This is a genomic window from Ensifer sp. NPDC090286 (assembly GCF_044769565.1).
In the GTDB taxonomy this organism is placed as follows: domain Bacteria; phylum Pseudomonadota; class Alphaproteobacteria; order Rhizobiales; family Rhizobiaceae; genus Ensifer.
In genome coordinates this window covers 230,532-254,712 of sequence record NZ_JBIVYF010000005.1, presented here as the reverse complement: position 1 = coordinate 254,712, position 24,181 = coordinate 230,532, and the positions used below count along the sequence as shown (strand labels likewise).

Genomic DNA, 24,181 nt, shown 5'->3' with positions numbered 1-24,181 from the left:
GGGCCGACACGACCCAAAAAAGGCTAACCAATGAACATGCACACCAAACCCGCAAGCCGCATCCGCGCCATCAACTGGAACCGCATCGAGGACGACAAGGACCTGGAGGTCTGGAACCGGCTCACCGGCAATTTCTGGCTGCCGGAAAAAGTGCCGCTCTCCAACGACATTCCCTCCTGGGCGACGCTTAAATCCGAGGAGCAGACGCTGACGATCCGCGTCTTCACCGGGCTTACCTTGCTCGACACCATCCAGAACGGCGTCGGCGCCGTCAGGCTGATGGAGGATGCCGCCACGCCGCACGAGGAGGCGGTGCTTTCCAACATCTCCTTCATGGAGGCGGTGCACGCGCGCTCCTATTCCTCGATCTTCTCGACGCTCTGCCTGACGCCGGATGTCGACGACGCCTATCGCTGGTCGGAGGAAAACGAGTTCCTGCAGAAGAAATCGGCGCTGATCATGGCAGAGTATGCCTCCGGCGATCCCTTGAAGAAGAAGGTCGCGAGCGTCTTCCTCGAAAGCTTCCTGTTCTATTCCGGCTTCTATCTGCCGATGTACTGGTCGAGCCGCGCCAAGCTCACCAACACCGCCGACATGATCCGCCTGATCATTCGCGACGAGGCGGTGCATGGCTACTATATCGGCTACAAGTTCCAGCGCGCTTTGGAGCGTCTGAGCGAGGAGCGCCGCCAGGAGATCAAGGATTTCGCCTTCGACCTGTTGCTCGAGCTCTACGACAACGAGGCAAAATACACCGAGGCACTCTATGACGGCGTCGGGCTCACCGAAGACGTGAAGAAGTTCCTGCACTACAACGCCAACAAGGCGCTGATGAACCTCGGCTACGAGGCGCTGTTCCCGGCGGAAGCGTGCAAGGTCAATCCCGCCATTCTGTCGGCCCTCTCGCCGAATGCCGACGAGAACCATGACTTCTTCTCCGGCTCCGGCTCTTCCTATGTCATCGGCAAGGCGGTCGCGACCGAGGACGAAGACTGGGATTTTTAAAGACAGCCCATCCGGTCACACCTGAAAACAAAAGGCCGGCGAGGAACACCCTCGCCGGCCTTTTGGTTCAGCAATAGCAGCCCCTATTCCGCAGCGACCACCCGGCTGCGGCCGATCGTAGCCTGGGTCAGCAGGAAGGCGGCAAGGGCGCAAGCGGCAATCGCGCCGGCCATCGGCAGGGCCGTGCCGTCGAAGAAGATGGTCGCGACCACCATGGCGACGGCAGCGGTGACGAAGTGCAGCGTACCCATCAGCGCCGACGCCGTGCCGGCGATCTCGCCGTGGTCTTCGAGTGCCAGCACCGCCGAGGTCGGGATCACCAGGCCGAGCACGCCATAGCCGACGAACAGGAAGGCAGCCATCACGGGCAGTTGGTTGAAGCCGAGGCTCATGACGATGAACATAGTGACCATGGTGAGCGCGAAGGCGCCGACGGCAAGATGCATGACGCGCACCAGCCCAAAACGCTCGCCGAGCCAGCCGGTCGCCTGCGACACCGCGAAGAACGACACGGCGTTCATCGAAAAGGCGATGCTATATTGCGTCGGCGTCAGCCCATAGTGGTCGATCAGAACGAAGGGTGAGTTGGCGAGATAGACGAGGAACCCGGAGATCCCAAGCCCGCCGATGAAGGTGAGCGTCAGGAAGTTGCGGTCGGACAGGAGCAGGCGGTAGGCGGCAAGCGCGCTTGCAATGCTGCTGTCGGCGCGATCCTTTTTCGGCCGGGTCTCCTCAAGTTGGGTCGACAACAGGATCAGGCCGATAAAGGCGGCGATCGTCACCGCATAGAACACGCCGCGCCAGCCGTAGAACTCGATCACCATGCTGCCGGCAAGCGGCGCCAGGATCGGCGAGATGCTGAAGACCAGCATCAGCATCGACATCAGCCGTGCTGCCTGAACGCCGGTGTGCATGTCGCGCACCACGGCGCGCGGAATGACCATGCCGGCGGCGCCGCCGATGCCCTGCAGGAAGCGGAAGGCGATCAGGGTTTCGATGTCGGTCGAAAGCGCGCAGCCGATGCTGGCGACGGTGAAGAGGCCGATGCCGAGGTAGAGCGGTGCCTTGCGGCCCCAGATATCCGAGAGCGGCCCATAGATCAGCTGCGAGATGGCAAAGGATATGAAGAAGGCCAGCAGGCTGAGCTGCACCACGCCGTTTTCGGCCGCCAGATCCTTGCCAATCGACGGCAGGGCCGGCAGGTACATGTCGATTGCAAAGGGGCCGATCGCCGAGATCAGGCCGAGCACGATCGCCGTGCGGAGGAAGGACGTTGTCATGGCAATGAACTTTCAGAAATCGCGCCAGCCGAACCGCTGCCGCCCGGATTGAAACTCAAAGACATCGTCGTGCCAGGATCGAGCGTTGGGGAACCGCATCCTGCGCTGACTATTTCGTCCATTAATTTGGACACAAGTGTAAAATTAGACAGTATTGTCTAAATCGTCAATGGGGCCTATCTTCGATCCATGAAGAAATTTGATTTGGCCTCGGCTGACGCTCGCCCCCAGAAAGGGCAATTCGCGAAACGCCTCTCGATCCTGGAGGCCGCGGCCGATGTTTTCTGTCGGGAAGGCTTTTCCGGCGCCAGCATCGACGAGATCGCGGTCGTTGCCGGGGTCTCGCGCCAGACCATCTACAATCACTACCGCGAGAAAGAGACGCTGTTCATGGCGGTGATCCAGGACATCATGGATCGCGTGAACGGCGTGCTTTTCTCCATCCTCGCGACCTTTCCCGAAAACGCCGACAATCTCGAGGAAGACCTGGCCAAATTTGCCGTGCGCCTCAACAAGAACTGCAATTGCAACCAGGACGCCAAGTTCATCCAGAAGCTGATCTCGACCGAGGGCAACCGCTATCCGCACCTGTTCCAGTTCTGGCGGGAGCAGGGACCGGGCAAGACCGACCGGGCGCTGGCGGCGCTGTTTGCGCGCCTTGCCCACGTCGCACCGCTCGACATCGACGATTTCGACCTCGCAGCGCGCCAGTTCATCGCGCTGATCAAGGCGGACCTGCAGATGGGCGGGCTCTTCGGCGAAACGCCGAGCGAAGAAGACCTGGAGATCAGCGCCCGCAGGGCGGTGAAGACGTTCCTGCGCGCCTATGGCCGGCCGGCAGCGGCCTCGGCGGGCTAACGCCACCCGGTACCAGAAACCAATCCCGACCTATCTGGTGATGCGAAAATCACCGCTGTGCTCGGGCGCGTCGACAAATTCGGCAACGACCTTCGAAACCCATGCACCCGGCGGGCCGTCATGCAGGCGCTCTAGCATGAGGGTGACCGCCGCCTCCGGGCCGCTGATCAATGCAGCCACCGAGCCATCCGCTTCGTTTCGAACCCATCCCACAAGACCGAGCTTGCGCGCCTCGTCGCGCGTCCAGACCCTGAAGCTAACGCCTTGCACCCGCCCGAGAATCCGGACCAGTGCCGTCTTATCAACCTCAGCCATGGCTCGTCTCCCTTGTCGTCTATCACGCAATCTGGCGCAGCCCGGTGGAAAGACAAGCCACCCGCAAACGGACTGAAAGGCGACCACTGCAACCTAAAAATTTCCACACTACATTTCAAATATTTTGTTCGTGTATTTTTAAAAGTTGACGCGCGAAAACTTTTATGGTTTTTACGACCTCACCAAGACGGCGATGGGAGGGCCTCGCCAGCTTGGCTGAGACACAAGAAGGCCCGCGCCGTTTCCAGGGAGGAAACCATGAACATGTCCCGCATTCTGAAGTCGCTCGTCGCCGGCACGGCGCTGTCGCTCCTCGCCTCCACCGCCTTCGCCGACGGCATCGGCGCATCGCTGCTGACCCAGCAGCATCCGTTCTACATCGAGCTCGCCGACGCGATGAAAGCCGAGGCTGAAGCCAAGAACGTCAAGCTCGAGGTCTCGATCGCCAACCAGGATCTGAACAAGCAGCTCGCCGATGTCGAGGACTTCATCGTCAAGGGCGTCGACGTCATCGTCATCTCGCCTGTCGACAGCCAGGGCGTACGCGCTGCGATCGAGAAGGCCGAAAAGGCCGGCATCAAGGTGATCACGGTCGACGTTCCGGCCAACGGCGCGACCGTGACCTCGCATATCGGCACCGACAATTTCACCGGCGGCGTCAAGGCCGGCGAGCTGATGGCCAAGGTCCTCGATAACAAGGGCAAGGTTGCCGTCATCGACTACCCGACGGTCCAGTCGGTGGTGAACCGCGTCAACGGCTTCAAGGAAGCGATCGCCAAGCATCCCGACATGGAGATCGTCGCGATCCAGACCGGCATTACCCGCGCCGAAGCGCTGGCGGCCGCCCAGAACATGCTGCAGGCCAATCCCGATATCACCGGCATCTTCGGCTTCGGCGACGATGCGGCGCTCGCTGCCGCCGTCGCGGTCAAGGCTGCTGGTCTCGAATCCCAGGTCAAGGTCATCGGCTTTGACGGCATGAAGGAAGCCCGCGACGCCGTCGACACCAACCCGGTCATGGTCGGCGTCATCCAGCAGTTCCCGGACCAGATGGGCAAGCAGGCCGTCGACACCGCCGTCAAGGTTGCCGCCGGCGAAACCGTCCCGGCCGAACAGCCGATCGTTCCGGGCGTCTACACCGCGAAATAAGTCCTCCCAGGACAGCCGCCGCCTCACCTCAGGGGCGGCGGCACCCATCAGGGTCCGTTTCCGTCCTCTGGCCGGAGGCGCTGCTCTCGGCTGACCTGAAGGAGGCCGCCATGCTTGGTTCGACCAGCGATACCATTCTCGAAATCGACAACGTCACCAAATCCTTCGGCCAGGTCGCGGCACTGAAGGGCATGCGCCTCAAGGTCCGGCGCGGCCGGGTGCACACGCTGCTCGGCGAAAACGGCGCCGGCAAATCGACGCTGATGAAGATCCTTGCCGGCGTGCACGCGGCGACCTCGGGGGAAATCGCACTCGACGGACGCCCCTACCAGCCGCGCAACCCGCAGGATGCCGCCGCCCTCGGGCTTGCCATCGTCTTCCAGGAACTCAGCCTCTGCAGCAACCTGACGGTGGCCGAGAACATTCTCGCCACCCGCGAGCCACGCCGCTTCGGCTTCATCAACGACAAGGAACTGGTCGCCAAAGCCCGTGCGATTGTCGCCGATCTCGGCTTGCCGATCGATGTGAGCGAGAAGGTCGGCAATCTCTCGATCGCCCAGCGCCAGCTGGTCGAGATCGCCAAGGGCCTCAGCCACGAGGCCAAGGTCGTCATTCTCGACGAGCCGACGTCGTCGCTCAGCGACAGCGAGGCCGAGATCCTCTTCGACATCATCGCGCGGCTGAAGAGCCGCGGCGTCGCCGTCATCTACATCTCGCACCGCATGGAAGAGATCATGCGGCTGAGCGACGACATCACCGTCATCCGCGACGGTGAATATGTCTCCACCCATGACCGTGTCGACGTCACCATCGAGGCGCTGATCGCGCTGATGGTCGGCCGCCGCATGGACGAAATCTATCCGCCGCCGGCGCACGAGCAGAAGGCGAAGGCCACGCCGGTTCTGGCCGTCGATGGCCTGACCCGCGACGGCGAATTCGAGGACATCTCCTTCGACATCCGGCCCGGCGAAATCCTCGGTTTCTTCGGACTGGTCGGTTCCGGTCGCTCGGAGGTGATGAACGCGCTCTTCGGCATGAAGACTGCGACCGGCACCGTGCGCTTCGAGGGGCAACCGGTCCGCTTCCGCTCGCCGGCAGAGGCGATCGCCCGCGGCATCGGCTTCGTCACCGAAAACCGCAAGGAAGAGGGCCTCGTGCTCAGCCACAGCGTCGGCTGGAACATCTCGATGGCCGCCCTCTCGGATTTCACCGGCCCGCTCGGCTTCACCCGCAGCCGCGCCGAACGCACGGCGGCAGCCCAGGAAGTCGGCCGGCTGGCGATCAAGACCCACTCGCTCGATACGCCCTCCGGCTCCTTGAGCGGCGGTAACCAGCAGAAGATCGTGCTCGCCAAGTGGCTGCTGACGAGGCCCAAGGTGCTGATCCTCGACGAGCCGACCCGCGGCGTCGATGTCGGCGCCAAGTTCGAAATCTACAAGATCATCCGCCAGCTGGCGGCCGAGGGAACGGCGATCCTGCTGATCTCCTCCGAGCTGCCGGAAGTGCTGGGAATGAGCGACCGCGTCGTCGTCATGCACGAAGGCGTCATCGGCGCAACGCTTTCCGGCGCCGACCTCAACCCCGAAACGATCATGGCGCACGCAACGGGATTCCAATCATGACACAGCAATCCGAAGTCCAGGCCGCCTTCCTGCGTGCCCTGAAACAATATGGCGGCATCCTTTTGTCGCTGGTGATGCTCTGCGTCATCTTCTCCTTCCTCAACCCGCGCTTCATGTCGGTCGTCAACTTCATGAACATCCTGCAGCAGGTGGCCGTGGTGGCGATCGCCGCCTTCGGCATGACCTGGGTGATCCTGCTCGGTGAGATCGACCTTTCGGTCGGCTCGATCATTGCGGTCGCCGGCATGGTCGGCGCGCAATGTTTCGCCTTCGGCCTCGGCTTCGCGCCGGCGCTGGTCGTCACGCTTCTCGCGGGCGCCCTGATGGGCATGCTGAACGGCGTGCTCACGGCGAAGCTGCTTTTGCCCTCCTTCATCGTCACCGTCGCGACCATGGGCATCTACCGCGGCATGGTCAGCCTGCCGACCAACGGCGCGCCGGCGATGATCGAGAACCCGACGTGGACCGCGATTGGCACCGAAAGCTTCCTTGGCCTGCCCATCATCATCTGGGTCGTCGCCGTGCTCTTCCTCGTCAACCACATCCTGTTGAGCAAGACGAGCTTCGGCCGTCGCGCCTATCTGACGGGCGGCAACCGCGAGGCGGCGGTCTATTCCGGCATCAAGGTGGATCGACTGAAGATCACCATCTTCATGATCTCCGGCGTGATGGCGGCGATCAGCGGCGTGCTTCTGTCCTCTCGCCTGTTCTCTGCCCAGACCAATGCCGGCATGAGCTACGAGCTCGACGCGATCGCGGCTGCCGTGCTTGGCGGCACCTCGCTTGCCGGCGGCGTCGGCACCATGGTCGGCACGCTGATCGGCGCCCTCATCATCGGCGTCATGAACAACGGGATGAACATGCTGTCGGTCCCCTACTTCTACCAGCTCATCGTCAAGGGACTGGTGATCCTGATCGCCGTCTGGCTCGACGTGCGCGCCAAGCAGGCAAAACGCTGATCTTTCCGAAGAGAACATTCCCATGCACAAGATACTGACGATCGGCGAAATCCTCGTGGAGATCATCGCCACCGAGAAGGGCGACGGCTTTCGCCAGGCGACCCCTTTGATCGGCCCTTACCCGTCGGGCGCGCCGGCGATCTTCATCGACCAGGTCGGCAAGCTCGGCCAGGCAGCGGCCATGATCTCGCGCGTCGGCAACGACGATTTCGGCCACGTCAACCTCGACCGGTTGAAGGCAGATGGCGTCGATATCTCGGGCATAGCCGTCGATCCGCTCGGCACCTCCGGCAGCGCCTTCGTGCGCTATCGTCCCGACGGCAGCCGCGCCTTCGTCTTCAACATCCGCCACAGCGCCTGCGGCACGATCCGGCTCGACGAGGCAAGTCGCGCGTTGGTCAGAACCTGCAGCCACCTGCATGTGATGGGCTCGTCGCTCTACGCGCCGAGCGTCGTCGAGAGCATCATCGCCGCGATCGAGATCGTCAAATCGGCTGGCGGCACGGTCTCCTTCGACCCGAACCTGCGGCCGGAAATCCTCGACAGCCCCGGCATGCGCGAGGCGCTGCAGACGGTGCTCGCCAAGACCGACCTCTTCCTGCCGAGCGGACAGGAACTCTTCCTGTTCACGCAGGCAAAGACTGAGGCGGAAGCGGTTGCAGAACTGCTCGCCACCGGCATCAAGGCCGTCGTCGTCAAACGCGGCGCCGAAGGCGCGAGCTATTTCGATCGTGAAACGACGCTTTCGCACCCGGGCTTTGCCGTCGAGGAAATCGACCCGACCGGCGCCGGCGACTGCTTTGGCGCGACCTTCGTCACCTTCTGGCTGAACGGAGCCAAACCCGCTGAAGCGCTGGAATTCGCCAATGCTTCGGGCGCGCGCGCCGTCATGATTTCCGGCCCGATGGAAGGCGCCTCGACACGCGCCGATCTCGAAACCTTCATCACCGCGAAAAAGGGCTGACCGCCATGCAACAGAACCTTCTGATCGACATTGCCCGCTGGTCCGGACGCCCCGGCCCGCGCGGCATTCCCTCCGTCTGCTCGGCCCACCCGCTGGTGATCGAAGCCGCCATGCTGCGGGCACTCAAGGAGGATGCGGCGCTCCTGATCGAGGCGACCTGCAACCAGGTCAACCAGGACGGCGGCTATACCGGCATGACGCCCGCCGACTTCACCCGCTTCGTCGCCGAGATCGCCGATCGCGTCGCCTTCCCCAAGGAAAAGATCATCCTCGGCGGCGACCATCTAGGCCCGAACCCATGGAAGCACCTGCCGGCTGCGGAAGCCATGGACAAGGCCGAGACGATGATCAAGGCCTATGCGAAGGCCGGCTTCACCAAGCTGCATCTGGACACCAGCATGGGTTGCGCCGGCGAGCCGGTGGCTCTGCCCGATGCCGTGACTGCGGAGCGCGCCGCGCGTCTGGCGGCCGCCGCCGAAGCCGCCCTTCGTGGCGAGAGCCACACCGCTCCCGTCTATATTATCGGCACCGAAGTGCCGGTTCCGGGCGGCGCGCTGGAAGAGCTCGGCACGCTGGAAGTCACCGCTCCCGAGGCGGCGATCGAGACCGTATCCATTCATCGTCAAGCCTTCGAGAAAGCCGGTGCTGCCGACGCCTTCGGACGTGTCGTCGGCGCAGTGGTCCAGCCGGGCGTCGAATTCGGCAACGAGAACGTCATCGCCTATGACAGGGCAAAGGCCGCCAAGCTCAGCGCCAGCCTGAAACAGCTCGACGGCGTCGTCTTCGAGGCACATTCGACCGACTACCAGACACCGGAGGCGCTGCGCGATCTTGTTTCCGACGGCTTCGCCATCTTGAAGGTCGGCCCCGGCCTGACCTTCGCGCTGCGCGAGGCGCTTTACGGCCTCGACCAGATCGCCGCCTTCCTCTTTCCGGACGCCCGCAAACAGACGCTGGCGGCGGTCACCGAGGACGTGATGCGCGAGGAGCCGGCCAACTGGGGCAAGTATTATCACGGCTCGGCGGAGGCCCAGCGGCTGCAGCGGCATTTCTCCTATAGCGACCGCATCCGCTATTACTGGCCGCATCCGAAGGTCGCGGCAGCGGTCGAAGAACTTCTGGCGCTGCTCGACGGCGTCACCATTCCGGAAACGCTGATCAGCCAGTATCTCCCTGGCAGTTACGGGCGGGTCCGCGACGGCGAAGTCGCCGCTCAAGCAAAACCGCTGGCACTTGCTGCCGTCGACCGGGTTCTCGAGGATTATTTCATGGCCTGCCGCGCTTAGCGGCAGGTCGGATGTTCGGTGAATATTTGCGAGCCGGTACTGCCTATCCCCTCGAAATGAACCTATAAACGAAATCAAAACAATATGGGGCACAGCGACCGTGGACAGACAGATCAAGACCATGGAGGATTTTTCGGAGTTCGTCGGCCTGTCGCGCCCGACGGTCTCCAAATACTTCAATGATCCAGGCTCGGTCCGCAAGAAGACCCGCGATGCCATCGAGGCGGCGATCAAGCAGTCGGGTTTTCGCCCGAACATCTTCGCCGTCAACCTCAACCGCCGCCGCACCAACATCCTTGGCGTCATCGTTCCGAACTCGACCGACCCGTTCTACATGGCGCTAACGCGCCGGATCGAGCACATCGCCAACCAGGCGGGTTTCCTCGCCTTCGTGCTCTCCTCCGACGGGCGGCCGGAGATGGAGGAACGGGCGATCGAGACTTTCAAGTCGATGAACGTCGCCGGCGCCATCATCGCCCCGCTCGGCGTGCAATCGCACCACAAGACGCTGACAACGCTCGGCGCCAGCATTCCGCTGATCTACGTGGACTCGCCGCTCGACGACAGCTCCTCCTTCGTCGGCACCGACAACCGCCAGAGCTTCCGGCTGATGGTCGACTATCTCTGCCGTTCCGGCAGTCCGCCCTGCTACTTCGGCATGCCACCGGTCAACAACAACGCGATCGCAAGGCGTGACGCCTATCTGGAAGCGATGCAGCAGCTGAAGATGGAGCCGGCGCTGGTCGAAACCACACCAAACGCCGCCTGGGATTTTGAAAAATTCGGCTTCGACGAGACGCTGCGCATCCTCGGCGCCGGCGGCTTTCCGACAAAGACAGTACTCTGCGCCAACGACCGCGTCGCCTTCGGCGTGATCGCCGCCGCCTTCCAGTCGGGCCTCAAGGTCGGGCGCGATGCCGACGCGGATCTGCGTGTCGCCGGCCACGACGACCATCCGCTGTCGCGCTATACCTGCCCGCCGCTGACGACCGTGGCGCAGAACTACAACGAGATCGGTCGGTTGGCGATCGAACTGCTTCTGTTCAAGCTCGGGGAAACCACCGACGACGGCGGCGCCTTCCCCGAGGACGAGCGCATTCTCCTGAGCGCCGAGATCATGCTGCGCGGTTCCGCCTAGCAGACGTCGACCAGCAATTTCCCGGACTGCGACCCTTCGGAAAAGCCGTCCAGGCAGACGCCAACAATCAGGATCGGCGCGGCAGCGCCAGAACCTGGTCGGTCGTCAGGATATCGCCGAAGGTGTCGTCGATCGTCGCCAAAGATGCGCGATGCAGCATCGCATGCGCAACGACCTCGCCATCCCCCGTGTCGAGATCACGCGTCGCGCAGGCGTCCGAAGCGACGATGACACTGAAGCCGAGCGGCACCGCATCGCGTGCTGCGCCGGCAACACAGGCATGGGTCATCAGCCCTGACATGACGAGCGTATCGACGCCCGCCTGCTTCAACTGGGTGCTGAGATCCGTGCTGGCAAAAACGCTGACCGACGATTTGCGCACCACCGAATGGTTCGCAGCCGGCTGAATGTCCCGGTGAAACGCCGAGGTCTCGCTGTCCTCGGCAAACACAGGGCTGCCGGCCGGCGTGACATGCTTGACATGATAGACCTTCATGCCCTCGGCATCGGCGCGCGCGATCAGCCGCTTTGCATTCACGAGCGCCTTTTCGCCGTCCGGGATCGGCATGCGGCCGGCAAAATACTCGTTCTGGAAATCGATCACCAAAAGCGCCGTCGTCTGGGGATCGAGGCTCTTAGGCGCCGGAGCGCCGGCAATCGTGCGGATGGTCGGGTGCTGTGTCATCAGAGGTTTCCTTTCGCGTTTCGACGCCCGCGAAGATCGTCAAAGCGGCCTCCACGCGAAAGTGGCCTGAACGACAATATGTGATAGGTTCCGGCCAAGTTGAGTGAATGAGTATCGGCCAGGACATGCACACCATCGCCATCGTCGCCTTTAAGGGCATCAGCCCGTTTCACCTCTCTGTGCCCTGCATCGTCTTCGGCGACGACCTCCTGAAGCTTGGGGCGCCGCGCTACCGACTGCTGGTCGCTGGAGAAGAGACCGGGTCCATCCGCACCATGTCCGGCTTCAGTATCGAGGTGGAGCACGATCTCGCGAGCCTCGCGGGGGCGGATACGATCGTCGTGCCGGCCTGGGATGATCCCGGCAACCGCCCGTCGAAAAGGCTGCTCGACGCTTTGCGCGCCGCCCATGCCCGTGGCGCCCGGCTTGTCGGTCTCTGCCTCGGCACCTTCGTGCTCGCCGAAGCCGGTCTGCTCGACGGGCGGGCCGCCTCGACGCACTGGGCCTGGGCCGACGAATTCGAACGCGCCTATCCGCAAGTCGCGCTGAACCGGAACGCGCTCTATCTCGACGAAGGCGATATCCTGACATCAGCTGGAACGGCGGCAGCGATCGACTGTTGCCTGCACATCGTGCGCAACGACCATGGCGCCGAGATCGCCAACCGCATCGCCCGCCGGCTGGTCGTCGCACCGCACCGCCAGGGCGACCAGGCGCAATATATCGAAGCGCCGCTCCCCGCCCCCGGCAGCGGCGACCCGCTCGGAGCGACGATCGCCTGGGCGATTGAACATCTCGACGAGCCGCTGTCGCTCGAGCGCCTCGCCGATCACGCCGGCATGAGCCTGCGCAGCTTCACCCGTCATTTCCGCAAGAAGACCGGGACGACCTTCACGCAATGGCTGCTGGCGCAGCGGCTCGCGGTGGCGCAGCGCCTGCTCGAAACCGGTTCCTGTGCGGTCGATCACATCGCAGACATGGCCGGCTTCGGCTCCACCGTCTCGCTCCGCCAGCATTTCACCCGGGCATTTTCCATTTCGCCGGCGAGCTATCGCCGGCAGTTCCGCAGCCGGTCGATGTTGGAAACTGTACGCTAAGAGAGCTGGACGCTTGCGCGTCTGCGGCAACCCGGGCGCAAGGGATGGACGGCTGCGTCCGCTCTCAGCTTCGCTTCGTAGCTGCTACACCGTTCGCGATCGATCCCAACTCCGACGCGATGCGGTCGATCAACAGTCGCACCCGGCGCGGCTGCACGCTCAGCGGCGGATAGACGATCTGAAGCCCGGTTTCGCCCACCGCAAATTCGGACAACAGCTCGATGAGCGCGCCGGACGCCAAGTCTTCGGCGATGTCCCAGACGGACTTGAACGCGATGCCGTGGCCGTCGCGGCACCACTGCGCCACCAACCCACCGTCATTGGCGACGCGCCGGCCGCGCACCATCACCCTGTGTGGCTTGCCGTCCACCTGAAAGGCCCATTCGCGATCGAGATTGGCGCCGAAGCGCATAATGATGCAGTCGTGGCGGGAGAGATCGTCGGGGTGCTCCGGTCGCCCAATGGCATCGAGATAGGCCGGCGCCGCACACACCACGCGCCGGTTCTCCCCGAGCGGCCGAGACCGCAGCGTGCTGTCGGCAAGCACGCCGTGGCGGATCGCGAAATCCATGCCTTGGCCAACCAGGTCGAGGTAGCCGTCGGTGAGATTGAGGTCGACCGTCACGTCGGGGTGCTCGGCGAGAAACCGGTCGAGGATCGGCACGATATAGCGCCGCCCCATATCCTCCGGCGCACTCAGCCGGATCGGGCCGGAGATCGTGCGCGTGCCCGAGCGGATGCCGCTTTCCAGTTCGTCGGCCTCCGCCAGCAACCGGCGGGCACCGTCCACCAGCAGGCGCCCCTCCTCCGTCAGGCTGATCGCCCGCGTCGTCCGTTTCAGAAGTGCCGCGCCATAGTGCGCTTCCAGTGCAGCCAACCGCTCGGACACAGAGGCTGGCGACAACCCCTTCTCGCGACCGGCAGCGGAAAGCCCGCCCTTTTCGACGATCAAAAGGAACAGGGCCAGATTGTCGAGCAGCATCTTTCGATTTCTCCGAAATATAATTTTGGAACTAAGCCAATTATCCGGATGCGCCGCAAGCGCTAAATTCCGTAGCGAAAGGAGACGCGTGATGCAGCTCGACCATGTCACCATTCGCACTGCCGATATCGACGGGACGCGCGCGTTCTTCGAAACGGTCTTCCATCTCACCGTCGGCGAACGTCCGGCCGCGATCCGCCACATACCCGGCTGCTGGCTCTATGCCGAAGGCAAGCCGATCGTGCACATCATCGGTAGCCGCGGCATGGGCTTTGAGCGGGCGGCCGAGGCGATAGACCATGTCGGCTTCCGGCTCGAAGGCTACGCCGCCTTTCGCGCCAGGCTCGACCGGCTCGCCATTCCCTATTCGACCATGGACCTTGCCGACATCGGCGAGCGCCGGCTGTTCCTGCGCGCACCCGGCGGACCGCTGCTCGAAGCCGTCTTTTCCGAACCCGTTCCCACCGTTTATCCCGGAGAATGACCATGACCTTCACTGACACCACCGTCTCCGTCGTCATCGGCGGCACCAGCGGCATCGGCGCCGCCGTCGCCAAGGCGCTTGCCAAGCGCCCGGGCCGGGTGGAGATCGCCAGCCGCGCCACCGGTCTCGATCTTGCCGATGCCGCAGCAGTGGCTGTCTATTTCCGCAGGCTCGGGCCGATCGACCACCTGATCATGACCGCCGGCTCGGCCGCGCCCGGCGGCAAGGTGAGCGATGTCGATCTCGATGCCGCCAAGGCGGCCTTCGACGTCAAGTTCTGGGGATCGGTCGTGCTCGCTCGGGAGGCTGCCCGATATATGCGCGCCGGCGGTACGATCACCTTCACCTCGGGTTTCCTCGCCCGCCGAACGGTCCCCGGCACCTTCGTCAAGACGGCGATGAACGCGGCACTCGAAGCGACCGCCAAGGTCATGGCCAGGGAATTTGCCCCGCTGCGGGTGAACGTCGTCAGCCCCGGCCTGACGCGGACGGAAGCCTATGCCGGCATGACCGGCGAGGCGCGCGACGCGATGTTCGATCGCGCTGCAGCAACCCTGCCGGCCGGCCGCGCCGGGCAACCCGAAGATATCGCCCAAGGCTATCTCTTCGCCATCGACAATCCCTTCGTCACCGGCTCGGTAATCGACATCGAAGGCGGCGCGCTGATCAACTGACGCGCCTCTCCACGCTTTGCCCGGTCGCTCGGCGACCGCCCCTCACCAAGGATCTCACCATGCCATCGCTCTTTTCTCCGATCTCGCTCGGATCGCTGACCCTGCCCAACCGCATCGCGCTTGCGCCGATGACGCGGGCCCGCAGCAGCCAGCCGGGCAACGTGCCCAACGCCCTGATGGCCGAGTACTATGCCCAGCGCGCCTCGGCCGGCCTCATCGTCACCGAGGCCACCCAGATCTCGGCGCAGGGCCAGGGCTACTCGTTTACACCCGGCATCCACTCTCCCGAGCAGATCGCCGGCTGGCGGCTCGTCACCGACGCCGTGCACCGGGCCGGAGGTCGCATCGTGCTGCAGCTCTGGCATGTCGGCCGCATGAGCCATGAGAGTTTCCACGACGGCGCCAGCCCGGTGGCACCGTCTGCGATTTCGCCGGACGCAAAGGTCTGGGTGGCTGATCGGGAAACCGGCATCGGCGCGATGGTCGACAGTCCCGTGCCGCGCGCCTTGGCGCTGAGCGAGATCGCCGGCATCGTCGAGGATTTCCGCCAGGCGGCAGCAAACGCCATCGAAGCCGGTTTTGACGGCGTCGAGATCCATGGCGCCAACGGCTACCTGATCGACCAGTTCCTGCGCCGCTCGTCCAACCGACGCGACGACCGCTATGGCGGCCCGGCCGATAACCGCATCCGCTTCCTGGCCGAGGTCGCCGAGGCGGTTGCCGGCGAGATCGGCGCCTCCCGCGTCGGCATCCGGCTTTCGCCCTATATCACCCAGCGCAACATGGAGGACGACGAGATCATCCCGACGATCCTGAAAGCCGTGCGTGAAATCGCCCGCGTCGGCCTTGCCTATATCCATCTGGTGGAAGCCGATTGGGACGATGCGCCCGTTATCCCCGACGACTTCCGCCGCGAACTGCGCGCCGCCTATTCCGGCCGCATCATCGTCGCCGGCCGCTATGATCGCAACAAGGCCGAGGCGATCCTTGCCGCCGGTCTTGCCGACATCGTCGCCTTCGGCCGCCCGTTCATCGCCAATCCGGACCTGCCGCGCCGGCTGAAAGATGGACTGCCGCTCGCAACCTTCGACGGGGCCACGCTTTTCGGCGGTAGCGCCGAAGGCTACTCTAGCTATCCGACACTCGAGCGCGTGGCATGACCGCGGCAATCACACCTCTTCACCCCACAAAGGAGCAACTCATGAAAGCTGTCGCCCTCACCCGCTATCTCCCGGTTTCCGACCCGGAGAGTTTCCTCGATGTCGAGCTCTCGAAGCCGGAACCCAAGGGGCATGACATCCTGGTCGCCGTCCGCGCCGTCGCGGTCAATCCGGTCGACGTGAAGATGCGCGCGCCGAAGGACAAGGTCGAGGAAACGCCGCGCGTGCTCGGCTGGGACGCAAGCGGCATCGTCGAGGCCGTCGGTCCTGACGTGACGCTGTTCCAGCCTGGAGACGCCGTCTACTACGCCGGCGACCTGACGCGGTCGGGATCCAACCAGCAGTATCAACTGGTCGACGAGCGCATCGTCGGGCGCAAGCCGAAGAACCTGTCCTTTGCGGAAGCGGCCGCCCTGCCATTGACGACGATCACCGCCTATGAGGCCTTCTTCGACCGGCTCGGCATCGACCGGGACGGCGCCGACCGCGGCCAGTCGATCCTTATCGTCGGCGGTGCCGGCGGCGTCGGCTCGATCGGCATCCAGTTGGCAAAGCGCGCCGGCCTCACCGTCATCGCCACCGCATCGCGGCCGGAAACCATCGCCTGGGTCAAGGAACTCGGCGCCGACCACGTGGTCAGCCATCGCGAACCGTTGGTCGCGCAGGTCCGGGCGCTCGGCTTTACCCATGTCGATCACATCGCCATCTTCAACGACATGCGCCACTGGGACGACGCCGTCGAGCTGATCCGGCCGCAAGGCGGCATCGTCTCGATCGACAACACCGACGTGCCGATGCCGATGGCCGGCATGAAGACCAAGGCGGCGAGCCTGCACTGGGAGTTCATGTTCGCCCGTCCGATGCACCAGACGCCCGACATGATCGAGCAGCATCATCTGCTCAGCTTCGTCGCCGACGAGATCGACGCCGGACGGCTGAAGACGACACTTGCCGAGGTGCTGTCGCCGATCAACGCGGCGAACCTGCGCGAAGCGCATCGCCGTATCGAGACCGGGGCCGCCAAGGGCAAGATCGTCATCGAAGGCTTTGGCGGCTAACCGCCACAATCGTCGATCCAAATTGAAATCGCTTGCCGCGAGACAGATTGCGGCAAGCGCCCCCCTCTGAAATTTCGGCAGCAAACCGCGCCGCGCCAAACCGCCGGGCAACATTGCCGATCGCCGCGACTCGGCGCCCCGTGCACAGCGATCGCATCAACGCTCGCCCAAATGAAATTGCGGCAGCCGGGCAATCAATATATTCAATCAGATATATCGATTCTTCGAGGCTTCCTTTCAGGCCAATCCCAACACATCCGCCCAAAAGCGCCCAAACAGGCGGCCTCGCGGCGCGCGAAAAGGCCGGCGTAAACGCCCGAAGAAAATGCAAGGAGAATGCCCGTGCCCTACGAACTCGTCGTCTCCCAGGGACGCATCGCCGACAGAACGCCTGGCGCCATCCCCGGGGCGGCCCTGACGGCAGAAGCTCTGGGCAAGCGCACCGGGCTGCAGCCGATCACTATCGGCAGCCCGTCACCGGCGAAGGAAGACGATTGGTCGGCAAGCCTGCCCGAGGCCGGGGAGACCCTGGCCGGCCTGCAGGCGGCGATTGCCGCAACGCTTGCGCGTGACCACAAACCGCTTTTCATCGCCAATACCTGCTCCGCCAGCCTTGCGACACTGCCTGTCGTTGCGCGGGAACGCGCCGACGCGGTGGTGCTCTGGATCGACGCCCATGGCGATTTCAACACGCCGCAGACAACCGAAAGCGGCTATCTCGGCGGCATGGTGCTGGCCGCCGCCTGCGGGCTTTGGGAAAGCGGCCACGGCAGCGGGCTCAACCCGGAACAGATCGTCATCGTCGGCGCGCGCGACATCGATCCCGCGGAGATGGATCTCTTGCAGCAGGCGGGCGTGCGCATCGTACCGCCCGCGGAAGCGACCCCGGAGGCCATTCTTTTGTTGATCGGCGATGCGCCGGTCTGGATCCATGTCGATTGGGACGTGCTCGAGCCGAACCATGTGCCGGCCGCCTATGCCATCGGCGACGGCCTCTATCCGCAGACCTTGCGCGCCATCTTCGCGGCGATCCCGAAAGATCAGATCGCCGGCATCGAACTCGCGGAATTCGAAGCGTCCGAGGACGTGCGAAGAGATGAAGCTGCGATCGAATGCCTGCTCGGCATCGTGGAACCGTTGCTGGCCTGACGCAAATCAGTATCGAGTCAGCGCGGTCGACGCCTCGTCACCCGTCCGTTTCCGGTTCGGCCTTCACCTTCGTGATGATCTCGCCAAGCACCAGATGCAGCGCGTCGCGGTAGCCGTTGCGGGCAGACGGACCGCTTTCGGCCGAGGTCATCACCACGGTCAGATCGAGGCTCGGGACGATGTAGAGCATTTGGCCGCCATAGCCCCAGGCGAAATGCACCTCCTCGCCGGCGATCTGGCGCTCGAACCAGCCATAGCCGTATTCGTCGCCGGAGAAGCGCGAATTGGTGCGATGCTGCCAGGAGGCCGCGATCCACCCTGCCGAGACCAATTGCTGGCCTGCCGCGGTGCGACCGCCATTGCGATAGAGTTCGCCGAAGGCAAGCAGCGAGCGCGGGCTCATCGCCATCTGGTTGCCGCCGAGGTAGATGCCTTGCGGATCGCGGTCCCAGGCCCCGATGCGGAAGCCTTCGAGCGGCCCCAGCCACTCGCGCGCCAACGTCAGGGTCGACTTGCCGCTGACTTTCGTCAGGATCGCCGAAAGCAGATGGGTGGAGGCGGTGGAATAGAGCATCTCGCCGCCGGGATCGTCGTCGAAGGGCTGGGCGAGCGCGGTGCGCACCCAGTTGCGGCTGGCGACCCATCGACCGTAGTTCGGCCCCGAGAGACGGCCAAGCCCCGCCTGCATCGAAAGCAAGTGGCCGATGGTGATGTCGTTGATGCGCGGATCCGGGGAGGCCGGCAGGTCCGCCTTCAGGATCGGCGCGATCTTCTGATCCGTCCCGTCGAGCAGCCCCTTGTCGATAGCGATGCCGACCAGCGCCGAGATAATCGATTTCGAGGCCGACTTGATGTTGGTCGAGTCCGTCACGCGGTTGCGACCGTAACCACGCTCGGCAACGATCTTGCCCTCGCGCGCGACGATCACGGTCTTCAGAGGATCGAGGTCCGGCCGCGAGGCCAGTTCGTCCAGCAAGGCCGAAACCGGCGATGGCGTCTGGGCCACGGCCAGCATGGCTACGAGCGTCGAGACGACGAGGGCCAAGGCGGCGAAGCGGGCGACGATGACTGCGGCAAATCTGATCATGGATCAGCATCTAAGACCGGCTTGCGCCGCCGTCATCCACCGCACGGCCATCTCACGGCGATTTGACAGCCCGGTGAACGGGGCGCCACCGTCGAACTCAGCCCTCCGGCCGCCGTGCGAAGGCTTCGACGAAACGCGTCAGGCTCTGCTCGACAAAGGCCGTCACCGGCATCTTCGGGTCGAAACTCCACCAGAGCAACGATCCCTGCCATTGCGACGCCATCAGAAGACCGAGCCCCGGGCTCGCAGCGGGCAGACCGGCGAGACATTCGTCGAGCACACCCGAGAGCACGTCACGCCATTTCGCGCCGCGGGCACGCAGCAGAGGATCGCGCAGGTCTTCGCGGAGTATCCGGAGGTCGTCGGCATAGCTGTCGATCCCGCCATAATCGCCCGAGAGACCCACCAGCAGCGCGACAGCGCCCTCCGGTGTTCGCGGCACGCTCACCATCAGCTCCGCCGTCTGCCCGTCCAGGCCATCCCAGGCCTGGATGAGCGCCCGCTGGATCAACTTCGCCTTGTTCTCAAAGCGCTGCACCAGCGTTGCGCCGGAAAGGCCCGTGCGCGCGGCGAGCGCCGCGAAGGTCAGGCCATCGGGTCCATCGGCCCGCATCAATGCGAAGGCGGCGGCCAGCACCTCTTCGTCTGGCATGGTTTTTGGGCGAGGCATCTTGACTCTCATTTATAACCGAACAATCATTTATATATCATACGAGCCGGGAAATGCCAGTTGGCAGTCGGCCATGAAGGAGAAAAATCATGACGCTCGAAGGCAAAGTCGCCCTCGTCGCTGGCGCGACGCGCGGCGGCGGGCGCGGCATCGCGACCGAACTTGGCGCCGCCGGCGCCACCGTCTACGTGACCGGTCGTACGACGCGGCAACAGCAGTCCGACTACAGGCGCCCCGAAACGATCGAGGAAACCGCCGAGATCGTCACCAGCCTCGGTGGCAAGGGCATTCCCGTCCAGGTCGACCATCTGCAACCGGAGCAGGTCAAGGCGCTCGTCGAGCGCATCCGCAGTGAACAGGGACGGCTCGACATCCTCGTCAACGACGTCTGGGGCGGCGAATTGCTGTTCGAGTGGAACAAGCCGGTCTGGGAGCACAATCTCGAAAACGGGCTGAAGCTTCTGCATCTCGGTGTCGATACCCACCTGATCACCGCCCACTACGCCCTGCCGCTGATGATCGAGAAACCCGGCGGCCTCTTGGTCGAGGTGACCGACGGCACCGCCGAATACAATGCAGAAAACTACCGGCTGTCGCCTTTCTACGATCTCGCCAAGGTTTCGGCCAACCGCATGGCCTGGGCCCACGCCAAGGACCTTTCACCGCACGGTGCGACCGCGGTTTCGATCACGCCGGGGTGGATGCGCTCGGAGATGATGCTCGAACATTTCGAAGTCCGCGAAGACAACTGGCAGGACGCCACGAAGAACCAGCCGCATTTCGTCATTTCGGAAACGCCGCGCTTCGTCGGCCGCGCCATTTCGGCGCTCGCGGCCGATCCGGACAAGGCCCGCTGGAACGGCCAGTCCCTGTCGAGCGGCGGATTGGCGCAGGTCTACGGCTTTACCGATCTCGACGGCTCGCGGCCCGATTGCTGGCGCTACATGCGCGAGGTCATGGAGGCAAACAAGCCGGCCGACGCGACCGGCTATCGCTAGGCGGTGCCGCCAAAACCCGTCACCGGCAAACTTGAAACGGCGAGCCGGCTCCTATAGTTCGGTGTTTCGGGCAACCCCAGCGCCGCCGGCCCCCTTCTGGATGCGGCAGCGCTATCGAGTGTGATTGAACATGGCATCGCGGGATCGGTATTCGAGAAAGCTGGAATGCGCCAAATGCGGCGCCGCCGGCTTCGCCGAAGCGTCGGAAAACGACAGCGGCAAGGGCAGCAGTCGCGGCTTTACCATCGACGTGATGCCGAAGGGCTTCTCCACCGAGCGCAATTCTCCCGACCCCGCCAAGCACATGGTGCGCTGCCGCTGCGGCAACGTCTTCGCCTTCAAGCAGAAGACCGTCTACGCGCCCGGCAGCGAACCGCGGGACTGACGCATCGGGACGTCCCGGCGCCGGCGTTGAGAAAAAATTCACCATCTTGTCTCAACATCGACCCAATCGGCGGTCAGCTATGGCGGCGCGCGTTCAAGAATTGTTGATCGCGAGTGCCAGGGACAAAGGCTTGCAGCCAGGGCTGTCACCGCTTAATCGCTGAACTCAAGGCTGAACCGAACTGCGTCGAACGCTTCGGGTCGGCACCACGCCACACGAGGACGCTTGGTGGCGGAAGCATTTCCAGGAGCCCGCATGCGGCGCGAGACGATCAAGAGCCCCTCTTCCGAGACACCCCAGGCCGGCAGGATATTCGCGCAGTTGCGACGGATGCGGCATGCCCTGGCGATCGGCGCGATGGCTCTCGCGCTGTCCGGCTGCATGGCGCTCGACGCCGACGACGTGCGCGAGCCGCCGCCGATCCCGGCGAAGCTGATCGCCGCGATGGCAAAGAACGGCAGCAAGCCGGAAAGCCCGGTGCTGATCCGCATCTTCAAGCAGGAAAGCGAACTCGAGGTCTGGAAGCAGAACAAGCAGGGCCAGTACGCGCTGTTGAAGAGCTACCCCATGTGCCGTTGGTCCGGAAAGCTCGGCCCGAAGACGAAGTCGGGCGATCGCCAGGCGCCGGAAGGTTTCTACCACGTCTCGGCCGGCATGCTGAACCCGAAATCGCAATATTTCCTGTCGTTTAACCTCGGCTACCCGAACCGGCTGGAATCCGCGCTCGGCTACACCGGTGAGGCGCTGATGGTGCACGGCGCCTGTTCGTCGTCCGGCTGCTACGCCATGACCGACCAGGGCGTCGGCGAAATCTATGCCGTGGTGCAACGCGCGCTCGCCGGCGGCCAGGGCACGTTCCAGGTGCAGGCCTATCCCTTCCGCATGACGGCGGAGAACATGGCCAAGCACCGCGGCGACCCGAACTTCGATTTCTGGAAGAACATCAAGCAGGGCTACGACATCTTCGAGGCGACGAAGCGCCAGCCGAAGGTTGCGGCCTGCGGCCGCCGCTACGTCTTCAACACCGATTTTGCCGATGGCGAACCGTCCGACCCGCTTGCCGCCTGCCCGGCGGCGATCTCCACGCCCGATGCCGGACTGGTGGCGCGGCTGCAATCGGAGGACGCGAAGCTCGCCGGCATGATGGCCAATCAGACGTCGGCGCCCATCAACGCCTATGTCGACGGCGGCATGCATCCGAGCTTCCGGGCGCTTCTTGAGAAAAACGGCGCTGAAAAGCTGGCCGCGAAGATCTCGGGAACTAAGTATCCTATCAGCCGACCCGAAGCGGCGCTGGCGGACCCTTACGCCGGCCTGTGATCGTTCCGTCGGCTGGAGACGCACAATTGACTTAAAGGGTCGGTTGCATCGCCGGTAGCGAATAGAGGACGATCGAGGATTCCATGCCCGAAAGAGAGATCCGCCGCCGCGCCTTCCTGCAGCTTTCCGCCGGGTTGGCGGCCGCTGGTCTCGCCGGCTGCGCCTCGCCGCGGCCAACGGTGACGCGCTCCTACGCGCCGGAACCGATGCCCGAGACCAATACGTTCCTGGCCGACATGTACGGCGAGAAGCCGAACGAGACCTACCCGCTGCCGGCCATTCCCTACGAGAAGATCGATCCGCGCTTCTATCGCCAGATGGTCGCCGATCCGACCGGTGAAAAGCCGGGAACGCTCGTCGTCGATGTCGGCAGCCACTTTCTCTACCGCGTCTATGAAGGCGGCCAGGCGATGCGCTACGGCGTCGGCCTCGGGCGCGCCGGTTTCGCCTGGGCCGGCCGCGGCGTCATCCAGTACAAGCGCGAATGGCCGCGCTGGAAGCCGCCGAACGAGATGGTGGCGCGCCAGCCCGAGCTGCAGCAATTCAGCATCGAGGCCGGCGGCATGGATCCCGGCCTCAAGAACCCGCTCGGCGCCCGCGCCATGTACATCTTCCAGAACGGCGAAGACACGCTCTACCGCATTCACGGTTCGCCGGAATGGTGGACGATCGGCAAGTCGGTGTCGTCGGGCTGCGTGCGCATGATCAACCAGGACGTCGTCGATCTCTACAACCGCGTGCCGAACGGCACGCCGATCGTCGTCACCGACCTCTCGGGCGGCGGCATGGTGCAATCCCAGCCGATGCAGGACGCGCAGCCCCTGCCGGATGGGCAACCGTTGCCCGACTCGCAGCCGGTGCGGCGGTCGCCGGACTATATGCTGATGGGACCGGACGGGCTGCCGCTTCCGCAGCCGCTCTGAGGCAATCCGTCCGGCAAGGGCGATGAAATTCCGCCAGAGTGTCACCCGTTACAGGACGAGCAGCGGCGTCTTGCCTCTGACGCGATCATAGAGGTCGATCGCATCCTGCTGCAGCATGCGCACGCAGCCGGCCGACGCATTCTTGCCGATCGAGCGCCACTGCGGCGAGCCGTGGATGCGGTAGAGCGTGTCCTGGCCGTTCTGGAAAATGTACATGGCGCGGGCGCCGAGCGGATTGTCGAGGCCCGGATCCATGCCGCCGGCATCGATGCCGTACTTCTTGAGATGGGGCTGGCGCGCCACCATATCGTCCGGCACGGTCCAGCGCGGCCATTTGCGTTTCCACTGCACCACGGCGCGTCCCTTCCAGGCGCGGCCGGCCGCGCCGAGACCGACGCCGTAGCGGATCGCACGGCCACCTGGCAGCACGTAGTAGAGGAACATCGTGTTGGTATCGACGACGATCGAATGGGGCGGCTCGTTGGTGGCGTAAGCCACTTCCTGGCGCAGAAACTGGGACTTGATCTCGGTGTACTGGATGCCCGGAACGTCGTAACCTTCGTCCTTCACCGGGGCGTAGACCTTCGCATAGTCGAAGGTCTTCGTCGGCACGCCCGCCGCATCCGCCGCCTTCTCCGGCGAGCCGCCGTCACCGGCGATCGGCTCGATCAGCTTCGGCTTCGGTTCGGGTTTCGGGATCTGCGTGCAGGCGCTCAAAACAGAGCTGGCGACCACCGCGAGCAGCGACCGGCGGGACAAATTCATCGACACTTTAATTCATTCCAGGGTTGGAGATTTCGGTTGGGAGGATCCGAGGGGAGGCCCAAGGCTGTTGGGCCGAACCGTGACCGAAATGTGGTGAAAATCTTTCTTTGGCGTGGATCGCTTGCGCGAGGCGGGACTCATCTTCGAAGTGTTGCAGAATTCCCGCGC

General features: G+C 64.1%; 25 protein-coding genes. 18 read left to right on the top strand and 7 right to left on the bottom strand.

What is annotated here, in order from left to right:
* Positions 1 to 30 precede the first annotated feature (30 nt).
* Positions 31 to 1,005 (top strand): class 1b ribonucleoside-diphosphate reductase subunit beta, encoded by a 975-nt coding sequence (gene nrdF, locus ACIQUG_RS25425; protein WP_402324896.1) that lies wholly within the window; start codon positions 31 to 33, stop codon positions 1,003 to 1,005.
* An 83-nt stretch (positions 1,006 to 1,088) separates the two neighbouring features.
* Here nrdF and ACIQUG_RS25420 read toward each other — a convergent pair whose 3' ends face one another.
* Positions 1,089 to 2,285, bottom strand: coding sequence for a multidrug effflux MFS transporter (locus ACIQUG_RS25420; protein WP_402324895.1), 1,197 nt, complete (start codon positions 2,283 to 2,285; stop codon positions 1,089 to 1,091).
* 189 nt (positions 2,286 to 2,474) lie between these two features.
* On the opposite strand from ACIQUG_RS25420, the gene ACIQUG_RS25415 reads away from it, so the two are divergent.
* The gene (locus ACIQUG_RS25415; RefSeq protein WP_402324893.1) at positions 2,475 to 3,143 is read left to right on the top strand and encodes a TetR/AcrR family transcriptional regulator C-terminal domain-containing protein; all 669 of its coding nucleotides are present in this window, start codon (positions 2,475 to 2,477) and stop codon (positions 3,141 to 3,143) included.
* 30 nt (positions 3,144 to 3,173) lie between these two features.
* Here the strand turns inward: ACIQUG_RS25415 and ACIQUG_RS25410 are convergent, their stop codons facing one another.
* Positions 3,174 to 3,458 (bottom strand): acylphosphatase, encoded by a 285-nt coding sequence (locus ACIQUG_RS25410; protein ID WP_402324892.1) that lies wholly within the window; start codon positions 3,456 to 3,458, stop codon positions 3,174 to 3,176.
* 258 nt (positions 3,459 to 3,716) lie between these two features.
* On the opposite strand from ACIQUG_RS25410, the gene ACIQUG_RS25405 reads away from it, so the two are divergent.
* The 6 genes from ACIQUG_RS25405 (at position 3,717) to ACIQUG_RS25380 (ending at position 10,576) form a co-directional block, all read left to right on the top strand.
* On the top strand, positions 3,717 to 4,607 hold the full coding sequence (locus ACIQUG_RS25405; protein WP_192450180.1) for a substrate-binding domain-containing protein: 891 nt from the start codon (positions 3,717 to 3,719) through the stop codon (positions 4,605 to 4,607).
* Positions 4,608 to 4,717: 110 nt separating this feature from the next.
* The gene (locus ACIQUG_RS25400; RefSeq protein WP_402324890.1) at positions 4,718 to 6,229 is read left to right on the top strand and encodes a sugar ABC transporter ATP-binding protein; all 1,512 of its coding nucleotides are present in this window, start codon (positions 4,718 to 4,720) and stop codon (positions 6,227 to 6,229) included.
* Complete coding sequence (locus ACIQUG_RS25395; protein WP_402324888.1) at positions 6,226 to 7,188, top strand: ABC transporter permease; 963 nt, start codon at positions 6,226 to 6,228, stop codon at positions 7,186 to 7,188. The genes ACIQUG_RS25400 and ACIQUG_RS25395 overlap by 4 nt, the downstream gene beginning before the upstream one ends.
* A gap of 22 nt (positions 7,189 to 7,210) precedes the next feature.
* Positions 7,211 to 8,152, top strand: a complete 942-nt coding sequence (locus ACIQUG_RS25390) for a sugar kinase (protein ID WP_402324887.1) — start codon at positions 7,211 to 7,213, stop codon at positions 8,150 to 8,152.
* A 5-nt stretch (positions 8,153 to 8,157) separates the two neighbouring features.
* Complete coding sequence (locus tag ACIQUG_RS25385; protein WP_402324886.1) at positions 8,158 to 9,438, top strand: D-tagatose-bisphosphate aldolase, class II, non-catalytic subunit; 1,281 nt, start codon at positions 8,158 to 8,160, stop codon at positions 9,436 to 9,438.
* 121 nt (positions 9,439 to 9,559) lie between these two features.
* Positions 9,560 to 10,576: a LacI family DNA-binding transcriptional regulator gene (locus ACIQUG_RS25380; RefSeq protein ID WP_043622652.1), complete on the top strand. Its 1,017-nt coding sequence runs from the start codon at positions 9,560 to 9,562 to the stop codon at positions 10,574 to 10,576.
* A 67-nt stretch (positions 10,577 to 10,643) separates the two neighbouring features.
* Here ACIQUG_RS25380 and ACIQUG_RS25375 read toward each other — a convergent pair whose 3' ends face one another.
* Positions 10,644 to 11,261, bottom strand: a complete 618-nt coding sequence (locus ACIQUG_RS25375; protein WP_402324885.1) for an isochorismatase family protein — start codon at positions 11,259 to 11,261, stop codon at positions 10,644 to 10,646.
* Positions 11,262 to 11,368: 107 nt separating this feature from the next.
* On the opposite strand from ACIQUG_RS25375, the gene ACIQUG_RS25370 reads away from it, so the two are divergent.
* Positions 11,369 to 12,358 carry a GlxA family transcriptional regulator gene (locus tag ACIQUG_RS25370; RefSeq protein ID WP_402324884.1) on the top strand — a complete coding sequence of 330 codons (990 nt, stop codon included), beginning with the start codon at positions 11,369 to 11,371 and terminating at the stop codon, positions 12,356 to 12,358.
* A 64-nt stretch (positions 12,359 to 12,422) separates the two neighbouring features.
* Here the strand turns inward: ACIQUG_RS25370 and ACIQUG_RS25365 are convergent, their stop codons facing one another.
* Positions 12,423 to 13,340, bottom strand: coding sequence for a LysR substrate-binding domain-containing protein (locus ACIQUG_RS25365; protein ID WP_402324883.1), 918 nt, complete (start codon positions 13,338 to 13,340; stop codon positions 12,423 to 12,425).
* Between the two features lie 91 nt (positions 13,341 to 13,431).
* On the opposite strand from ACIQUG_RS25365, the gene ACIQUG_RS25360 reads away from it, so the two are divergent.
* The 5 genes from ACIQUG_RS25360 to ACIQUG_RS25340 all read left to right on the top strand — a co-directional run bounded on the left by ACIQUG_RS25360 (position 13,432) and on the right by ACIQUG_RS25340 (position 17,865).
* Complete coding sequence (locus ACIQUG_RS25360; protein WP_402324882.1) at positions 13,432 to 13,824, top strand: glyoxalase; 393 nt, start codon at positions 13,432 to 13,434, stop codon at positions 13,822 to 13,824.
* A gap of 2 nt (positions 13,825 to 13,826) precedes the next feature.
* Positions 13,827 to 14,498, top strand: a complete 672-nt coding sequence (locus ACIQUG_RS25355) for an SDR family oxidoreductase (RefSeq protein ID WP_402324881.1) — start codon at positions 13,827 to 13,829, stop codon at positions 14,496 to 14,498.
* Positions 14,499 to 14,557: 59 nt separating this feature from the next.
* Complete coding sequence (locus tag ACIQUG_RS25350; protein WP_402324880.1) at positions 14,558 to 15,658, top strand: alkene reductase; 1,101 nt, start codon at positions 14,558 to 14,560, stop codon at positions 15,656 to 15,658.
* Positions 15,659 to 15,699: 41 nt separating this feature from the next.
* Positions 15,700 to 16,716, top strand: coding sequence for a zinc-binding alcohol dehydrogenase family protein (locus tag ACIQUG_RS25345; RefSeq protein ID WP_402324879.1), 1,017 nt, complete (start codon positions 15,700 to 15,702; stop codon positions 16,714 to 16,716).
* Positions 16,717 to 17,058: 342 nt separating this feature from the next.
* Positions 17,059 to 17,865, top strand: a complete 807-nt coding sequence (locus ACIQUG_RS25340) for an arginase family protein (RefSeq protein ID WP_402324878.1) — start codon at positions 17,059 to 17,061, stop codon at positions 17,863 to 17,865.
* 37 nt (positions 17,866 to 17,902) lie between these two features.
* On the opposite strand, the gene ACIQUG_RS25335 is transcribed toward ACIQUG_RS25340, so the two are convergent.
* Together ACIQUG_RS25335 and ACIQUG_RS25330 are read right to left on the bottom strand one after the other, a co-directional pair.
* Entirely contained in the window at positions 17,903 to 18,880 is a 978-nt protein-coding gene (locus ACIQUG_RS25335; RefSeq protein WP_402325200.1) for a serine hydrolase domain-containing protein, read from the bottom strand.
* Positions 18,881 to 19,049: 169 nt separating this feature from the next.
* Positions 19,050 to 19,622, bottom strand: coding sequence for a TetR/AcrR family transcriptional regulator (locus tag ACIQUG_RS25330; protein WP_402324877.1), 573 nt, complete (start codon positions 19,620 to 19,622; stop codon positions 19,050 to 19,052).
* Between the two features lie 89 nt (positions 19,623 to 19,711).
* Between ACIQUG_RS25330 and ACIQUG_RS25325 the strand changes: the two genes are divergently transcribed.
* From ACIQUG_RS25325 to ACIQUG_RS25310, 4 genes are all read left to right on the top strand, one after another.
* Positions 19,712 to 20,620 (top strand): SDR family oxidoreductase, encoded by a 909-nt coding sequence (locus ACIQUG_RS25325; RefSeq protein ID WP_402324876.1) that lies wholly within the window; start codon positions 19,712 to 19,714, stop codon positions 20,618 to 20,620.
* 130 nt (positions 20,621 to 20,750) lie between these two features.
* Positions 20,751 to 21,005 carry a hypothetical protein gene (locus tag ACIQUG_RS25320; protein WP_043622555.1) on the top strand — a complete coding sequence of 85 codons (255 nt, stop codon included), beginning with the start codon at positions 20,751 to 20,753 and terminating at the stop codon, positions 21,003 to 21,005.
* 330 nt (positions 21,006 to 21,335) lie between these two features.
* Positions 21,336 to 22,325 carry a murein L,D-transpeptidase family protein gene (locus ACIQUG_RS25315; protein WP_205237004.1) on the top strand — a complete coding sequence of 330 codons (990 nt, stop codon included), beginning with the start codon at positions 21,336 to 21,338 and terminating at the stop codon, positions 22,323 to 22,325.
* Positions 22,326 to 22,408: 83 nt separating this feature from the next.
* Positions 22,409 to 23,248, top strand: a complete 840-nt coding sequence (locus ACIQUG_RS25310; protein WP_402324875.1) for a L,D-transpeptidase — start codon at positions 22,409 to 22,411, stop codon at positions 23,246 to 23,248.
* Positions 23,249 to 23,296: 48 nt separating this feature from the next.
* On the opposite strand, the gene ACIQUG_RS25305 is transcribed toward ACIQUG_RS25310, so the two are convergent.
* Positions 23,297 to 24,013 (bottom strand): L,D-transpeptidase, encoded by a 717-nt coding sequence (locus ACIQUG_RS25305; protein ID WP_043622551.1) that lies wholly within the window; start codon positions 24,011 to 24,013, stop codon positions 23,297 to 23,299.
* Positions 24,014 to 24,181 lie beyond the last annotated feature (168 nt).

What these genes read in the sequence shown, in the direction of transcription:
- ACIQUG_RS25385 (WP_402324886.1), top strand. Translation starts at nt 8,158, where the DNA reads ATGCAACAGAACCTTCTGATCGACATTGCCCGCTGGTCCGGACGCCCC.
- ACIQUG_RS25370 (WP_402324884.1), top strand. Translation starts at nt 11,369, where the DNA reads ATGAGTATCGGCCAGGACATGCACACCATCGCCATCGTCGCCTTTAAG.
- ACIQUG_RS25305 (WP_043622551.1), bottom strand. Translation starts at nt 24,013, where the DNA reads ATGAATTTGTCCCGCCGGTCGCTGCTCGCGGTGGTCGCCAGCTCTGTT.
- ACIQUG_RS25310 (WP_402324875.1), top strand. Translation starts at nt 22,409, where the DNA reads ATGCCCGAAAGAGAGATCCGCCGCCGCGCCTTCCTGCAGCTTTCCGCC.
- ACIQUG_RS25365 (WP_402324883.1), bottom strand. Translation starts at nt 13,340, where the DNA reads ATGCTGCTCGACAATCTGGCCCTGTTCCTTTTGATCGTCGAAAAGGGC.
- ACIQUG_RS25325 (WP_402324876.1), top strand. Translation starts at nt 19,712, where the DNA reads ATGACGCTCGAAGGCAAAGTCGCCCTCGTCGCTGGCGCGACGCGCGGC.
- ACIQUG_RS25380 (WP_043622652.1), top strand. Translation starts at nt 9,560, where the DNA reads ATGGAGGATTTTTCGGAGTTCGTCGGCCTGTCGCGCCCGACGGTCTCC.
- ACIQUG_RS25415 (WP_402324893.1), top strand. Translation starts at nt 2,475, where the DNA reads ATGAAGAAATTTGATTTGGCCTCGGCTGACGCTCGCCCCCAGAAAGGG.
- ACIQUG_RS25330 (WP_402324877.1), bottom strand. Translation starts at nt 19,622, where the DNA reads ATGCCTCGCCCAAAAACCATGCCAGACGAAGAGGTGCTGGCCGCCGCC.
- ACIQUG_RS25315 (WP_205237004.1), top strand. Translation starts at nt 21,336, where the DNA reads ATGCGGCATGCCCTGGCGATCGGCGCGATGGCTCTCGCGCTGTCCGGC.
- ACIQUG_RS25335 (WP_402325200.1), bottom strand. Translation starts at nt 18,880, where the DNA reads ATGCTGGCCGTGGCCCAGACGCCATCGCCGGTTTCGGCCTTGCTGGAC.
- ACIQUG_RS25355 (WP_402324881.1), top strand. Translation starts at nt 13,827, where the DNA reads ATGACCTTCACTGACACCACCGTCTCCGTCGTCATCGGCGGCACCAGC.
- ACIQUG_RS25395 (WP_402324888.1), top strand. Translation starts at nt 6,226, where the DNA reads ATGACACAGCAATCCGAAGTCCAGGCCGCCTTCCTGCGTGCCCTGAAA.
- ACIQUG_RS25420 (WP_402324895.1), bottom strand. Translation starts at nt 2,285, where the DNA reads ATGACAACGTCCTTCCTCCGCACGGCGATCGTGCTCGGCCTGATCTCG.
- ACIQUG_RS25410 (WP_402324892.1), bottom strand. Translation starts at nt 3,458, where the DNA reads ATGGCTGAGGTTGATAAGACGGCACTGGTCCGGATTCTCGGGCGGGTG.
- ACIQUG_RS25320 (WP_043622555.1), top strand. Translation starts at nt 20,751, where the DNA reads ATGGCATCGCGGGATCGGTATTCGAGAAAGCTGGAATGCGCCAAATGC.
- ACIQUG_RS25400 (WP_402324890.1), top strand. Translation starts at nt 4,718, where the DNA reads ATGCTTGGTTCGACCAGCGATACCATTCTCGAAATCGACAACGTCACC.
- ACIQUG_RS25345 (WP_402324879.1), top strand. Translation starts at nt 15,700, where the DNA reads ATGAAAGCTGTCGCCCTCACCCGCTATCTCCCGGTTTCCGACCCGGAG.
- ACIQUG_RS25390 (WP_402324887.1), top strand. Translation starts at nt 7,211, where the DNA reads ATGCACAAGATACTGACGATCGGCGAAATCCTCGTGGAGATCATCGCC.
- ACIQUG_RS25360 (WP_402324882.1), top strand. Translation starts at nt 13,432, where the DNA reads ATGCAGCTCGACCATGTCACCATTCGCACTGCCGATATCGACGGGACG.
- ACIQUG_RS25405 (WP_192450180.1), top strand. Translation starts at nt 3,717, where the DNA reads ATGAACATGTCCCGCATTCTGAAGTCGCTCGTCGCCGGCACGGCGCTG.
- ACIQUG_RS25350 (WP_402324880.1), top strand. Translation starts at nt 14,558, where the DNA reads ATGCCATCGCTCTTTTCTCCGATCTCGCTCGGATCGCTGACCCTGCCC.
- ACIQUG_RS25375 (WP_402324885.1), bottom strand. Translation starts at nt 11,261, where the DNA reads ATGACACAGCACCCGACCATCCGCACGATTGCCGGCGCTCCGGCGCCT.
- nrdF (WP_402324896.1), top strand. Translation starts at nt 31, where the DNA reads ATGAACATGCACACCAAACCCGCAAGCCGCATCCGCGCCATCAACTGG.